The sequence below is a fragment of the Micrococcaceae bacterium Sec5.7 genome (genome assembly GCA_039636785.1).
In the GTDB taxonomy this organism is placed as follows: domain Bacteria; phylum Actinomycetota; class Actinomycetes; order Actinomycetales; family Micrococcaceae; genus Arthrobacter.
The window spans coordinates 1-14,135 of record CP144169.1; the positions used below are offsets into that span (position 1 = coordinate 1).

Consider the following 14,135-nt stretch of genomic DNA (forward strand, 5'->3'; position numbering starts at 1 on the left):
GGCCCCGCCGCTTTGTTGCGTGAGTGCTGACTACTCGGAGATGTCAGCGCCCTCGGCAGGAGCCGAGGCGTGAACGCGTTCGGTCTCGCCGGCGCCTTCTTCCTCGGCAACCACGGGAGACAGGGACAGCTTTCCGCGGTCATCGATCTTGGTGATTTCCACCTGGATCTTCTGGCCAACGGAGAGGACGTCATCGACGTTGTCCACGCGCTTGCCGCTGGCGAGCTTGCGCAGCTCGGAGATGTGCAGCAGGCCGTCCTTGCCCGGGGTCAGGGAAATGAAGGCGCCGAAGGCGGTGGTCTTGACGACCGTGCCCAGGTAGCGCTCGCCGATTTCCGGGATCTGCGGGTTGGCGATGGCGTTGATCGCGGACCGTGCTGCGTCGGCAGACGGGCCGTTCGTGGCGCCGATGTAGACCGTGCCGTCGTCCTCGATGGAGATGTCGGCGCCGGTGTCTTCCTGGATCTGGTTGATCATCTTGCCCTTCGGGCCGATGACCTCGCCGATCTTGTCTACCGGGATCTTGACCGCGATGACGCGCGGCGCGAACTCGGAGAGCTCGTCCGGGGTGTCGATCGCGGAGTTCAGGACGTCCAGGATGTGCAGGCGGGCTTCGCGGGCCTGCTTCAGGGCGGCCGCCAGGACGGAGGCCGGGATGCCGTCGAGCTTGGTGTCCAGCTGGATGGCCGTGACGAATTCGGCGGTACCGGCAACCTTGAAGTCCATGTCGCCGAACGCATCTTCGGCGCCGAGGATATCGGTCAGGGCAGCGTAGCGGGTCTGGCCGTCAACCTGGTCGGAAACCAGGCCCATGGCGATACCGGCGACGGCCGCCTTCAGCGGCACACCTGCATTGAGCAGGGACAGCGTGGAAGCACAGACGGAACCCATCGACGTCGAACCGTTGGAGCTGAGAGCCTCAGACACCTGGCGGATCGCGTAGGGGAACTCCTCGCGGGACGGCAGCACCGGCATGATGGCGCGCTCTGCGAGTGCGCCGTGGCCGATTTCGCGGCGCTTCGGGGAACCGACGCGGCCGGTCTCGCCGGTGGAGTACGGCGGGAAGTTGTAGTTGTGCATGTAGCGCTTGCGCGTCACCGGAGACAGCGAGTCGATCTGCTGTTCCATCTTGAGCATGTTCAGCGTGGTGACACCCATGATCTGGGTCTCGCCGCGCTCGAAGATGGCCGAGCCGTGAACGCGGGGCAGAACCTCAACCTCGGCAGTGAGCTGGCGGATGTCCGTCAGGCCACGGCCGTCGATGCGGATCTGGTCCTTGAGGATACGCTGGCGCACAACCTGCTTGGTGACCGAGCGGAATGCTGCGGACAGTTCCTTCTCGCGGCCTTCGAACTGGCCGGCCAGTGAACCGGTGACTTCGTCCTTCAGTTCGTCCGAAGCGATGTCGCGGTCCTGCTTGTCAGCGATCTGGAAGACAGCTGCCAGCTTGTCCGCGGCAGCGGACTCAACAGCAGCGAAGACGTCGTCCTGGTAGTCAAGGAAGACCGGGAATTCAACGGTGGGCTTGGCAGCGCGTGCGGCCAGGTCGGCCTGTGCCTCGCACAGTGCCTTGATGAACGGCTTGGCAGCCTCGAGGCCCTCGGAGACAACCTCTTCGGTCGGGGCGGTGGCGCCCTGTTCCTTGATGAGGTTCCAGGAGTTGTCCGTTGCTTCGGCTTCAACCATCATGATGGCGACGTCGTCACCGTCGGCTCCCGACACAGTCCTGCCGGCAACGACCATGTTGAACACGGCGTTCTCGAGCTGGGAGTGCTTCGGGAAGGCAACCCACTGCGAACCGTGCTCGTCAGCGATCAGGGCAACGCGGACGCCGCCGATCGGGCCGGAGAACGGAAGACCGGAAAGCTGGGTGGACATGGACGAAGCGTTGATTGCCACAACGTCGTACAGCTCGTCCGGGTTGATGGCCAGAACCGTGACCACGATCTGGACCTCGTTGCGCAGGCCCTTGACGAAGGCCGGACGCAGCGGGCGGTCCATCAGGCGGCAGGCCAGGATGGCCTCGGTGGACGGGCGTCCTTCTCGGCGGAAGAACGAGCCCGGGATACGGCCCGCGGCATACATGCGCTCTTCGACGTCGACCGTCAGCGGGAAGAAGTCGAAACCTTCGCGCGGGTGCTTGCCTGCGGTGGTTGCGGACAGCAGCGCGGTGTCTTCGTCGATGTACACCATTGCTGCGCCGGCCGCCTGCTTGGCAAGACGGCCTGTTTCGAAGCGGATTACACGCTTGCCGAAGCGGCCATTGTCAATGACGGCTTCTGAGAACTGGATTTCGGGACCCTCCAAGAGAGTCACCTCCGTTTCTTGATTTACGGAAGTCCAGCCGCATCAACCCAGTCCAGCATCTGCTGGCCTGTACTACACCCGGTCATCGATCGAGACCCACGGGCCGCACTTCATTCGTTGAAGCCGCTCCCGGGGATCACTACCGAGGACCGCGAATGCGCGATGCGGTTGATCCTCCTGTTTAGTTTTCGTGTGAAGAAGGCGGCCCGATCCGGAAGGGAAGGGGCCGCCCCTTGTGTCTAACTAGCGACGCAGGCCGAGGCGCTCGATGAGCGCACGGTAGCGTGCAATGTCAGTGTTCTTGAGGTAGGTGAGCATGCGCTTGCGACGGCCCACCATGGCCAGCAGACCGCGCTGGGTGTGGTAATCGTGCTTGTGCACCTTCATGTGCTCAGTCAGATCCTTGATCCGCTGAGTAAGGACTGCAACCTGGACCTCCGGTGAACCGGTGTCGGCCTCGGACGTTGCGAAATCCTTGATGATGGACTGCTTTACAGCGGCTTCAAGTGCCACAATAACTCCTAGAGATGTGCCGTGTGGCCCGAGTCAGTAACTCACTGCCGGGTATGCAGGCGCCGGATTCCGAGGGTAAATCCAGGAAGTCCAACACACAACAAGAACCAGCCGCCACGGACTGCAGCCGGATCCAACGTTTAGTTTACCGGCCTTGCTGCAATCTTGTCGAAACACGGCCTATGACACTGGGTCAAGCCTGCAGCTGCCCGCGGATTGCGGACATGCCCTGGTGGAGTTCCGCAAAGCCGGTGCTCAGCGGCGACAGCCCGATCCTGATGCCGTGGGGTGCCCGGAAATCCGGGATGACGTCCTGGTCCCACAACGCGGCGGTGACCCCGCGGAATGACGGATGGTCAACGGTGATGTGGCTTCCCCTGCGCTCAGGATCGCGTGGTGTTGCGAGCTCCACCCCGGCGGGCGCCAGCCAGGCGTCGTGCAGTTCCAGGGCAAATGCGGTGAGCTTCCGTGATTTCTCCCGGACGGCCGACATGCCGGCTTCTTCGAGCAGATCCAGGGTCCCGCGCATCGCGAGCATGCCGAAAATGGCCGGGGTGCCGCTGAGGAATCCACGGATACCCGGGGCAGGTTCGTAGCCGGCCGCCATTTCAAAGGCGTCCTTCCGCCCCATCCAGCCCCAGACGGGCTGCCGCAGGCCCGGAAGATGCCGCCTGTTGACGTAGGCGAAGGCGGGTGAGCCCGGTCCGCCGTTGAGGTATTTGTATGTGCATCCGGCGGCGAAATCTACCTCCCAGGTGTCCAGTTCCAGCTCCACGGAACCGGCAGAATGGCACAGGTCCCACACCACCAGTGCCCCGGCGTTGTGCGCGGCGGCGGTGATGGCCGGTAGATCCGCGAGGTACCCCGAGCGGTAGGCCACATGACTGAGAACCACGACGGCGGTGGCCGGCCCTGCTGCTGCCCGCATCTGTTCTGCGGTCACCCCGGCGGACGGATCGGCGTCGATCCAGCGCAGGGTGAGGCCTTCCTCCCGGGCGATCCCTTCAACAAGGTAGCGGTCGGTAGGAAAATTGTCTGTGTCCAGCACGATTTCGGTCCGGGCAGGGTCGGTCACGGCAGCCAGTGCCGCCCGGATTATTTTGTAGAGCACCACCGTTGTGGAATCGGCGATGATGGTCTGCCCCGCGGCAGCACCCAGTACGGAACGTCCCAGCTGGTCGCCGATGGCCTGCGGCATGGCCAGCCATTCCTCATCCCAGCCACGGATCAGGCGGCCGCCCCAGCCGGAGTGGATGAATTCGGTGACATCCTCCGCAGTTCGCCTGAGCGGACGGCCCAGTGAATTGCCGTCCAGATAGGACAGCTCCGTGTCCGTGCCGACGAAAAGCGCCCGGTACCGGGCCAGCGGGTCCTCGGCGTCAAGCTGGGCTGCCCGCTGCCGGAGGGCGTCGCCGTCGAAGGTTTCAATGCTCACTGGCCGATCTCCGTCCGGACGGCAAACAGCTCGGGGAAGAACGTCAGTTCGAGTGCCTTCTGGAGGAAAGCTGCGCCGCTGGAGCCGCCGGTTCCTGTTTTCATGCCGATGGTCCGCTGCACTGTGCGGAGGTGGCGGAAGCGCCACAGCTGGAAATTATCCTCGAGATCCACGAGCTCTTCGCAGGCCTCGTAGGCGCCCCAGTTGTCGGCGGCGTTTTCATAGATGTGTTTGAAGAGCGGCACCAGCTCCGGCATGAACTCGTGCGCCCTCGTTACGTCACGGTTCAGCACGGACGCCGGGACGTCGAAGCCCTGCCGCGCCAGGTAGGCCAGGAATTCGTCGTAGATGCTGGGCGCCGCGAGCACCTGCTGAAGCAGTGCGTGGGCCTCGGGATCGGATTCGAACACGGGGAGCATCTTGCGGTTCTTGTTGCCCAGAACGAATTCCACTGCCCGGTACTGGCTCGACTGGAAACCCGAGGAGTTCCCCAGGAAACCACGGAACTGCGAGTACTCGGTGGGCGTCAGTGTGGCCAGAACCGACCATTGCTCGGTCAAAGTCTTCTGGATGTGCTTGACCCTGGCTATGGCTTTGAGGGCCGAGCCGAGTTCGTCCGCACGCAGTTTGTCCGCCGCGCTCCGGAGTTCGTGCAGCACCAGCTTGAGCCACAGTTCGGTGGTCTGGTGCTGAATGATGAACAGCAGTTCGTCATGGTGCTCGGGTTCGCTGACGGGCTGCTGGGCGCTGAGCAACGTGGGCAGCTGGAGGTACGACGCGTAGCTCATCCGGGAACTGAAATCGCGGACGATCCCCTTGTCCAGTTTTCTGGTGTTCTTTTCTACTGTCACAGTGTTGCCTTCCTTGCCAATGACTGTGTGCTGCTGAATCAGCGGCGGGTCAGGATGCCATGGGTCTGGACAACGTCCAGGCGCATCTGGTCCACCAGAGCCTCAGGCCCACGGTATGCCACCATGCCGCGCAGCCTGGCCACGAATTCCACGACTACTGTCTGGCCGTACAGATCGAAGTCCTCCACGGGCTCATGCGGCCGGTCGATGACATGGGCCTCCACATGCCTGCTGACGCCGTCGAAGGTGGGATTCGACCCTACCGAAATGGCCGCCGGCCAGCGTGTGCCGGCCTGGTCCACCAGCCAGCCGGCGTAAATGCCGTCCGCGGGAATGAGCCCGCTCGCACTGGGTGCCAGGTTGGCGGTGGGGAACCCCAGCGCACGGCCACGCGATGCCCCGTGCACCACTTCGCCCCGCATCCGGTGCGGACGGCCGAGCACGGCAGCTGCCGTGGCGACGTCGCCATCCTGCAGGGCCTCGCGCACCCAGGTGGAGGAGCAGCGGCGGTCCGTGCCGCCGTCGTTGTGAAGCGGGAAGCCTTCAGAGCCGAACTCGCTGATGACCTGGACCTCGAAACCGAACTGCTGGCCCAAAGCCTGCATGGTGGCAAGATCGCCCGTGTTGCCGCGGCCGAAGCGGGCGTCGTGCCCGATCACCACGTGGCTTGCGTGCAGGCTTTCCACCAGTACCCGCCCCACGAATTCCTCGGGGGTCAGGCTGGCCAGGTTCAGCGAATACTTCATGACCAGTACCGCGTCCAGACCCAGCTGGCCCAGGGCATCCAGCTTGTCCTGCAGGCCCATGATCAGTTCGGGAGCGGACGCGGGCCGGTGAACCTGTGCGGGGTGGGGGTCAAAGGTCACCGCGACGGTCCTGGCACCGTTGACGCGGGCCGTCCGGATGAGTTGCGAGAGCACCTGCTGATGGCCGCGGTGGACACCGTCGAAGTTGCCGAAAGTGACAACGGATGGACCAAAGTCCGCTGGGACCTCGGACGGATCATTCCAGATGTGGACCATCAACCTCGCCTTTTACTGCCTGCCAATGACTCGTCCGCACGCCGTGCCGGGCGCCGGAACTCTCTAACATTACCCGCAATCACCGGGGGCCACGGACGGCGTGGTCCGGGTACCGGCAGCCCGGTCTTCCGCTGGCCGGAGTCCGGGCTACGATGCACGGGGGCCCGCAGGAGTACGCGCTCGTCCTGCAGTTCGGGCGGATTCATGCCCTGACTGGTACCGGGCGCCTGCGGTAAAGCCAGATGAGCCCAAGGATGGGCAAAAGCAGTGGGATGAAGGCGTAGCCGCGGCCGAACAGCGACCAGACTGTCTCGTGAGGGAACCGGACGGAGTCAAAGACGCTCAGCGCACCCACCACCAGCACACCGATCAGTTCAACAAGCACTGCGGACACGGACACCTTGAACCAGGTCCGCCCGGGCTTCGCCAGCGACACAGTGGCCACCACGTACACCAGGGCGGCGAAGGCCGACAGCAGGTAGGCGAGGGGCGCTTCCGAGAATTTCGTCAGGATCTGGTAGCCCGCCCGGGCCGTGGCCGAAATGGCAAACACTGCGTAGACGGCAATCAGGAGGCGGCCAGGACCCGTGTTCCGGGTGTCGGGGGACTGACCCGGGGACTTTTCGGAGGGCAGTGCAGTCACGATGTGTGCTTCTTCCACTTCAGTACCAGATCTGGTTCATTCGGGCGGCCATCACCAGTGCGGTCACGCCCACGGCGGCAAGGACAAAGTTGCTCCAGCGGGTCCGTTCGAGGATGGACCAGTACACGGCGGCCACCGGCAGCATCAGTGCGGTAACCAGGTAGCCCCAGAATTCCCAGGCTTCACCGGCGATCCCTTCGCCTGCGGCGACCCGGACGATGGAGCCCACAAGGTAGACGAGCAGTGCCAGTTCGACGGCGGCCACGGACAGAATGGTGAAATCGTTCGGTGCTTTCTTGAGGATTCCTGCGACGAGACAGATGACTGTTGACAGCAGCCCCACGGCCAGAATGATGTAAAAATACGCGTCCAAAGCTACTTCCCCTGGCGTTTTTCGTTGTCCGGCGCAAACACCAGCACAGGCTTGGCGAAACTGCCGGAATCCGCCAGCAGGGCAACCAGGCTGCCATCGGGCGCAAACGCTGCAGCTGGATTGTCCGCGGTGGCGGCATCAGGAGTTCCGGCAGCCGCACCGGCTGCGATCCGCCGTCCGAACGAGATTTCCGTGGTTTCCTCTTCGCTCAGCTCGCGGTTGGGCATCAGGGCGCGCGCCGCCAGTGACATCTCCAGAACGTCCAGCTCGTCGGCCAGCTGCTCGAGCGTTCTTGCCTGGTCCAGGGAATACGGGCCAACCTGGGTTCTGCGCAGTGCCGTCAGGTGTCCGCCAACGCCCAGAGCATCGCCCAGATCACGGGCAAGGGCCCGGATATAGGTGCCGGAAGAACATTCCACCGTGACATCAACATCCAGCACCTCACCATCGCGCTCGCGGCGGACCCCGTGGACCTCGAAGCGATGGATGGTTACCGGACGTGCGGCGAGCCTGACCTCTTCGCCGGAACGGACGCGGGCGTAGGCTCTTTCACCGTTGACTTTAATCGCGCTGACGCTGCTGGGCACCTGTTGGATTTCCCCCGTCAGTGCGGCGATGCCGGCAAGGATCGCCTCATCAGCGACGGCGGCCGCGCTGGTGCTGCTGATGACGTCGCCTTCGGCGTCGTCGGTAACTGTGGACTCGCCCAGCCGGATGGTTGCCGTGTAGGTCTTGGAGGTGCCGACGATGTACGTCAGCAGCCGGGTGGCCTTATTGATGCCCACCACCAGGACACCGGTGGCCATGGGATCCAGTGTTCCTGCGTGCCCCACTTTCCGGGTACCGGCGAGCCGCCGCATCCGTCCAACCACATCGTGGCTGGTCCATCCCTGCGGTTTGTCCACTATTACCAGTCCAGAAAGCACGCTTCCCAGTATATCTGCGCCGTCCCATGCTCCCGCCGCCCGTCGTGGGCCGTCTGTAAGGCGGCGGCTAGGATGGCTGTCATGCCTGAGCTTGCCGCACATATCCGCGATGTACCCGCCAACCAGATCCGAGAGATCACCGAGGCAGCCTGGCGCACACCCGGTGCCGTTGTGCTGAGTATCGGCGAGCCAGGCTTCGCGCTCCCCCGCCACGTATTGGAGGCCGGTATGGCCTGCCTGGACCGCGACGAAACCAACTACACACCGAATGCCGGAATCCCTGTCCTCCGTGAGGCCTTCGCGGCAAGATTCCGCGAGCAGACCGGAACGGCGGTCGGAGCCGACCGCGTTTACGTCGTGGACGGTGCCCAGCAGGGCCTGCATTTTGCCATGAGCCTGCTGCTGGCTCCGGGTGACGAAATCCTGATACCGAACCCGGGCTACCCCACCTTTGCCATGACCAGCCGGCTCCTGCACGCCGTACCCGTGGAGTATCCGCTTTATCCGGAGCATGATTTCCAGCCCAGGATTGAAGATGTGGAAGTCCTCATCACACCCCGGACACGGGTACTGATGCTCAATTCGCCGTCGAACCCCCTCGGCGCCGTGCTCGGCGAACAGCTGACCCGCCAGCTGGTGGAACTGGCCCGCAGGCACGATCTCTGGATCATCTCGGACGAATGCTACGAGGCCTTCACCTACGATGTCCCGCATGTGAGTCCGGCGCGGTTCGACAGTGATGTTCCCGGCGAGGCCAGGGTATTCACGTCGCTGACCCTGTCCAAAACCTACGGGCTCACAGGGCTGCGGATCGGCGCACTGCTGTGTCCGCCCGGGCTCGAACAGAAGATGAACAATGTGATGGAATCCATCGTTTCGTGCGTTGCCTCGCCATCCCAATATGCCGCGCTCGCAGCACTGACCGGCCCGCAGGACTACGTGGCCCACGCCCATGCGCACTACCGCGCCAACAGGGATGCGGCCGCCGCCATCCTCACGTCCTACGGCATCCCGTTCCTGAGCGCACAGGGGGCGTTCTACCTCTGGGCCGACGTGTCCCACGTCAGTGACGGCGACGTCCGGGGGTGGACCCGGCGATTCCTGGCAGGCTCAGGTGTTGCCTTTGCCCCGGGCACGGCCTTCGGTTCCATCGGCGAGGGATGGATCCGGATTGCATTGTGCGGCGGTCAGGCCGAGCTGCTCGCAGGCGTGGGCAGGTTGCCGAAACGGGCTTAGGAGCGGCCCGTTTCCGAAGTCGGCAGGCTTCAGTACTCGGTGCGTTCCGTGTTGTCCCGCCACGCCTCAAAAGGAGCATCCGACGTCGGAATGGCAGTTTGGCTGACAGGCAGAAGTTCCGGCCGGCTACCGTCGAAGTACTCGTAGAAGACGGCGTCGTCGAAGCCTGCGGCGGCGGCTCCGTGGCGGTCCGCCGCAAAATAGACGCGGTCAATGCGCGCCCAGAGGGCGGCTGCGAGGCAAAGCGGGCAGGGTTCGCAGCTTGCGTAGAGCACGGCACCGCTCAGATCGAAATTTCGGGATTCCGCGGCTGCCGTCCGGATGGCCACGACTTCAGCATGGGCCGTGGGATCGTTGTCCCGGGTCACTCGGTTGACTCCCCCGTGCATCCGCCCGTCAGCGGTGACCACCAGCGCACCGAACGGTCCGCCGCCGTCGGCCACGTTCCGTAGCGCCAGCTGCACTGCTCGCTCAAGATAACCTTCGGGACCTGTGGATTCAGTTGACACCGTCATGCTCTGATCCTAGCGATGCACGGCGGCGAAAACAGCAGAAGGGCCGGTCCCGTTTCCGGTTCCGGCCCTTCACTGCTTTTCAGGGAATTACTACTTGTTGCTGTCTTCGTCGAGGTCGGTGCCGGCGCTGAGGTCAACATCCTCTTCGTCGAAGTCGTCCTCGTCGATTTCCACGTCCTCGGGAACATCGCTCTTGTAAGGGTCGGCGTCGCCGGCGTGCTTGGCACCCTCGGCGAGAGCTGCAACCTCGGCGTCGCGCTTCTTGGCGGCCCGGAGCAGCTCCTCCAGGTTTGAGGCCACCACAGGGATCTGATCCGCCACAAATTCAAGGGTAGGAGTCAGGCGCACGGTGACGTTGCGCCCCACTTCCTGCCGCAACACGCCCCTTGCCTTCTCCAGGCCCTTGGCGGCTTCGTCCTGGACCAGCTGGTCGCCGAACACCGTGTAGTAAATGGTGGCATGCTGCAGATCATTGGTGACGCGGGCATCAGTAACAGTAATGCCCTCAAGCCGCGGATCCTTGACCTTCCGGCCCAGTGCCTCCGCAACAACAACCTTGATCCGCTGCGCCAACTTGGCAGCCCGTGCGGGATCAGCCATGACATCCTCCTGAAATATAGAAAACTTAGCCACGCTCTGAGGCGAGTCCACGACGGACTCGCGTTGGGTTTTTTCCGGCGGCCAGGGAGTGGCATCGGGCCTGTCGGAGCCGGGCGGTTTGCGATCGTAGATCGAAAACCGTCCGGCGAAGGGGCGGGGCCGCCGGAAAAAATCCAACGGCCCCGCACCTCTAACGCTAGAACAACTAGACGCGCGGCTTTTCGCGCATCTCGAAGGTCTCAATGATGTCGCCTTCGGTGATGTCGTTGAACGAGCCAAGACCGATACCGCACTCGAAGTCCGTCCGGACCTCAGTGGCGTCGTCCTTGAAGCGCTTGAGCGTCTCAACGGTGAGGTTGTCACCGATGGTCTTGCCGTCGCGGGTGATGCGTGCCTTCGTGTTGCGTCGGATAACACCCGAGCGGACGATGGAACCGGCGATGTTTCCGAACTTGGACGAGCGGAAGACTTCGCGGACCTCGGCGGTGCCAAGCTGGACTTCTTCGTACTCCGGCTTGAGCATGCCCTTAAGGGCCAGCTCGATGTCATCAATTGCTGCGTAGATGACGGAGTAGAAGCGCATGTCCACGCCTTCGCGGTCTGCCAGTTCGGCAACACGCTCGGCGGGCTTGACGTTGAAGCCGATGATAACGGCGCTGTCCACCGTAGCCAGGTTGACGTCATTCTGCGTGATCGCACCGACACCGCGGTGGATGATGCGGAGCTGGACACCTTCGCCGACGTCGATCTTGAGCAGCGCGTCCTCGAGGGCTTCCACGGCACCGGACACGTCACCCTTGAGGATGAGGTTGAGGGTGTCGATCTTGCCTTCGGCGACGGCCTGGTCGAAGTCTTCCAGGCTGATGCGCTTGCGGCGCTTGGCCAGGGCGGCGTTGCGGTCCGCAGTTTCACGCTTCTCGGCGATCTGGCGGGCGGTACGCTCGTCAGCGGTCACGAAGAAGGTGTCACCGGCGCGCGGGACGTTGGACAGACCCAGTACCTGCACGGGGCGGGACGGGCCCGCCTCGGTCAGGGCGCTGCCGTCATCGTCGAACATCGCACGGACGCGGCCGTGGGCCGTGCCTGCCACGATGGTGTCGCCGACCTTCAAAGTACCCGACTGCACCAGAACGGTGGCCACGGAACCGCGGCCCTTATCCAGGTTGGCTTCAATCGCAATACCGCGGGCGTCCTTGTTCGGGTTGGCGCGCATGTCCAGGGCAGCATCTGCGGTGAGCAGAACAGCCTCAAGCAACTCCTCGATGTTCAGGTTCTGGCGGGCAGAAACCTCAACGAACATGGTGTCGCCACCGTATTCTTCCGGAACCAGTCCATACTCGGTCAGCTGGCCACGCACCTTCTCAGGGTTGGCCCCTTCCTTGTCGATCTTGTTCACAGCCACAACGATCGGCACGTTTGCTGCCTGCGCGTGGTTGAGGGCTTCAACGGTCTGCGGCATAACGCCGTCGTCCGCTGCGACCACCAGGATGGCGATGTCGGTGACCTTGGCACCACGGGCACGCATGGCGGTGAACGCCTCGTGGCCGGGGGTGTCAATGAAGGTGATCCGGCGATCGGTGCCTTCGTGCTCGTGAACAATCTGGTACGCACCGATGTGCTGCGTGATGCCACCGTGCTCGTCAGCCATAACATCCGAGTTACGGATGGCATCCAGCAGACGGGTCTTACCGTGGTCAACGTGACCCATGACCGTGACAACCGGAGGACGCGCCTCGAGGTCTTCGTCGCCTTCGGCCTCAAGCTCGGCGTCAAAGTCGATGTCGAAGGTGCTGAGCAGCTCGCGCTCCTCGTCCTCCGGCGATACGACCTGCAGCTTGTAGCCCAGCTCCTCGCCAAGCAGGGCGAACGTCTCTTCATCCAGCGACTGGGTGGCCGTAGCCATTTCGCCGAGGTGGAAGAGGACGGTAACCAGTGCGGCGGGGTTCGCCTCGATCTTGTCGGCGAAGTCCGTGATTGACGAGCCCCGGCGAAGCCGGACTACGGTGTTGCCGTCGCCGCGGGGCACACTTACGCCACCCAGCGACGGAGCACTCATCTGCTCGAGTTCCTGGCGCTTGGCACGCTTCGACTTGCGCTGCTTGCCGCGGCCTGCACCGCCCTTGCCGAAGGCACCCTGGGTACCGCCGCGACCGCGGCCACCCTTGCCGAAGCCACCGCCGGCCGGGGCGCCGCCGCCGCCGGTACCGGGAGCGCCGGTTCCTGGCGCGCCACCCGGACGGCCTGGACCGCCCGCACCGCGGCCGCCGCCACCGGGACGTCCGCCGGCACCAGCCGGGGCGGGACGCTCGGTGCGGTTTGGCATCATGCCGGGAGTGGGCCGGTTTCCGCCGGCACCTGCCGGACGGCCTGCGCCACCCGGAGCGCCGCCGGTACGCGGGGCACCGGGACGGGTACTGCCTGGTGCACCGGCCGTGCGGGGAGCACCGGGACGCGGGCCACCGGTACCTGCTGCGGGACGCGGACCGCCGGGACGTTCGCCGTCGGGACGGCCTCCGCCCGGACGGGGCATGCCCTGGGAAGGAGCGAACGGGTTGTTGCCCGGACGCGGGGGACGTTCTCCGTCACCACGGCCGCGGGGCATGCCCTGCGAAGTGGCGAAAGGGTTGTTGCCGGGACGGGGACCGCCCGGACGAGGGGCAGAACCGCCCTGGCGGGCCGGCGCTGCGGGAGCTTCGGCCTTCGGAGCCGGGCGTGCGCCCGGCTTGGCGCCGGTGGACGGGGCCGGGGGCGCAGCGGCAGCAGGTGCTGACGGTGCAACGGGGGCGGCCGGAGCCTCTGCTTTGGGGGCGGGAGCTTCGGTCTGGGCTGCCTGGGTTTTAGGCACTGCCGGTGCTGCGGGACCCGGTGCCGGGGCAGGCGCGGGACGTGATTCTGCGGGCTGAGCCGGCGCCTTGGGCGCGGCTGCGGGCGCTTCGGTCTTCGAAGCGGCAGCGTTTGGGTAAGCGTTGCGGAGTTTCCTCACAACGGGGGCCTCAATGGTTGAAGAGGCGGAGCGAACGAATTCGCCCAGTTCCTGCAGTTTGGTCACTGCATCTTTGGAAGTAATACCGAGCTCTTTTGCAAGCTCATGTACGCGGACCTTGGCCACATTTCTCCTGTCTCGGTCCGCACCGAGCCAGGCACGAACCGTCTACTTCTTAATGCGGGCCCTCGCCGCGGATGCAGCTGAAAGGCCCATTGCTGAGCGCAACAAAGTTGTCATCGTTGCGCACTCATCGGTGGGAACTCATCGGGTTTCCATCAGATTTCTGACCCGCTTTCAGGTTGGACGGTTGGTGCTGCAGCCACCGGGGTGTCCGCAGCATTCGTGCCTGCCGCTATCCGGCGTTCGATGTCGGCAGTTCCGGATGCGCCGTTGAGGGCCCTTCCGAAAGCTCGCCGCTTGACCGCCAGTGCCAGGCACGATTCGCGGAGGTGCAGCCATGCACCTCTGCCAGCCATCCGGCGTCGTTCATCCACCAGGACAGCGGTTGAACCGCTGCCTTCGGCGACGAGCCGGAGTAACTCAGACCGCGGGCCCTTTTTCCGGCATCCGATGCAGGTACGCTGCGGCTGATTCTCGCTGTGAAGCACTTCTGCCACTGTGAGTATCTTCCTGCCAGTACATATCTGCCGGCCCTGCACGGCCCCGCGCCGCATGGCAACGCTTCGGGCACGCTTAGGGCGCACAAATACCGGCCGTTAGGCGCGGTC

At 64.4% G+C, this 14,135-nt stretch carries 13 protein-coding genes; 1 reads left to right on the forward strand and 12 read right to left on the reverse strand.

Translation table 11 applies throughout. From position 1 onward, the window contains the following. Positions 1–30 precede the first annotated feature (30 nt). The 8 genes from V3C33_00005 to truB all read right to left on the reverse strand — a co-directional run bounded on the left by V3C33_00005 (position 31) and on the right by truB (position 8,070). On the reverse strand, positions 31–2,307 hold the full coding sequence (locus V3C33_00005; GenBank protein XAS69817.1) for a polyribonucleotide nucleotidyltransferase: 2,277 nt from the start codon (positions 2,305–2,307) through the stop codon (positions 31–33). Positions 2,308–2,550: 243 nt separating this feature from the next. After that, a complete protein-coding gene (gene rpsO, locus V3C33_00010; GenBank protein ID XAS67773.1) occupies positions 2,551–2,820 on the reverse strand; it encodes a 30S ribosomal protein S15 in 270 nt (89 codons plus the stop codon). A gap of 193 nt (positions 2,821–3,013) precedes the next feature. Then, on the reverse strand, positions 3,014–4,255 hold the full coding sequence (kynU, locus tag V3C33_00015; protein XAS67774.1) for a kynureninase: 1,242 nt from the start codon (positions 4,253–4,255) through the stop codon (positions 3,014–3,016). Beyond that, positions 4,252–5,106: a tryptophan 2,3-dioxygenase gene (gene kynA, locus V3C33_00020; GenBank protein XAS67775.1), complete on the reverse strand. Its 855-nt coding sequence runs from the start codon at positions 5,104–5,106 to the stop codon at positions 4,252–4,254. Before kynA ends, kynU begins: the two co-directional genes overlap by 4 nt. A gap of 38 nt (positions 5,107–5,144) precedes the next feature. After that, positions 5,145–6,128 (reverse strand): bifunctional riboflavin kinase/FAD synthetase, encoded by a 984-nt coding sequence (locus tag V3C33_00025; GenBank protein XAS67776.1) that lies wholly within the window; start codon positions 6,126–6,128, stop codon positions 5,145–5,147. Positions 6,129–6,330: 202 nt separating this feature from the next. After that, positions 6,331–6,771 (reverse strand): hypothetical protein, encoded by a 441-nt coding sequence (locus V3C33_00030; protein XAS67777.1) that lies wholly within the window; start codon positions 6,769–6,771, stop codon positions 6,331–6,333. A 19-nt stretch (positions 6,772–6,790) separates the two neighbouring features. Continuing rightward, on the reverse strand, positions 6,791–7,144 hold the full coding sequence (locus V3C33_00035; protein ID XAS67778.1) for a hypothetical protein: 354 nt from the start codon (positions 7,142–7,144) through the stop codon (positions 6,791–6,793). Between the two features lie 2 nt (positions 7,145–7,146). Next, entirely contained in the window at positions 7,147–8,070 is a 924-nt protein-coding gene (truB, locus tag V3C33_00040) for a tRNA pseudouridine(55) synthase TruB (GenBank protein XAS67779.1), read from the reverse strand. An 81-nt stretch (positions 8,071–8,151) separates the two neighbouring features. On the opposite strand from truB, the gene V3C33_00045 reads away from it, so the two are divergent. Then, a complete protein-coding gene (locus V3C33_00045) occupies positions 8,152–9,306 on the forward strand; it encodes a pyridoxal phosphate-dependent aminotransferase (GenBank protein ID XAS67780.1) in 1,155 nt (384 codons plus the stop codon). Positions 9,307–9,335: 29 nt separating this feature from the next. On the opposite strand, the gene V3C33_00050 is transcribed toward V3C33_00045, so the two are convergent. The 4 genes from V3C33_00050 to V3C33_00065 form a co-directional block, all read right to left on the reverse strand. Beyond that, positions 9,336–9,821: a nucleoside deaminase gene (locus V3C33_00050; GenBank protein ID XAS67781.1), complete on the reverse strand. Its 486-nt coding sequence runs from the start codon at positions 9,819–9,821 to the stop codon at positions 9,336–9,338. A 90-nt stretch (positions 9,822–9,911) separates the two neighbouring features. Next, entirely contained in the window at positions 9,912–10,421 is a 510-nt protein-coding gene (rbfA, locus tag V3C33_00055) for a 30S ribosome-binding factor RbfA (GenBank protein XAS67782.1), read from the reverse strand. A gap of 205 nt (positions 10,422–10,626) precedes the next feature. Further along, a complete protein-coding gene (gene infB, locus V3C33_00060; protein XAS67783.1) occupies positions 10,627–13,530 on the reverse strand; it encodes a translation initiation factor IF-2 in 2,904 nt (967 codons plus the stop codon). Between the two features lie 152 nt (positions 13,531–13,682). Then, the gene (locus tag V3C33_00065; protein XAS67784.1) at positions 13,683–14,081 is read right to left on the reverse strand and encodes a YlxR family protein; all 399 of its coding nucleotides are present in this window, start codon (positions 14,079–14,081) and stop codon (positions 13,683–13,685) included. Positions 14,082–14,135 lie beyond the last annotated feature (54 nt).

Excerpts from the sequence above, each read along its gene's own strand:
- V3C33_00025 (XAS67776.1), bottom strand. The coding sequence starts at position 6,128 with ATGGTCCACATCTGGAATGATCCGTCCGAGGTCCCAGCGGACTTTGGT.
- V3C33_00045 (XAS67780.1), top strand. The coding sequence starts at position 8,152 with ATGCCTGAGCTTGCCGCACATATCCGCGATGTACCCGCCAACCAGATC.
- V3C33_00050 (XAS67781.1), bottom strand. The coding sequence starts at position 9,821 with ATGACGGTGTCAACTGAATCCACAGGTCCCGAAGGTTATCTTGAGCGA.
- rbfA (XAS67782.1), bottom strand. The coding sequence starts at position 10,421 with ATGGCTGATCCCGCACGGGCTGCCAAGTTGGCGCAGCGGATCAAGGTT.
- V3C33_00065 (XAS67784.1), bottom strand. The coding sequence starts at position 14,081 with ATGCGGCGCGGGGCCGTGCAGGGCCGGCAGATATGTACTGGCAGGAAG.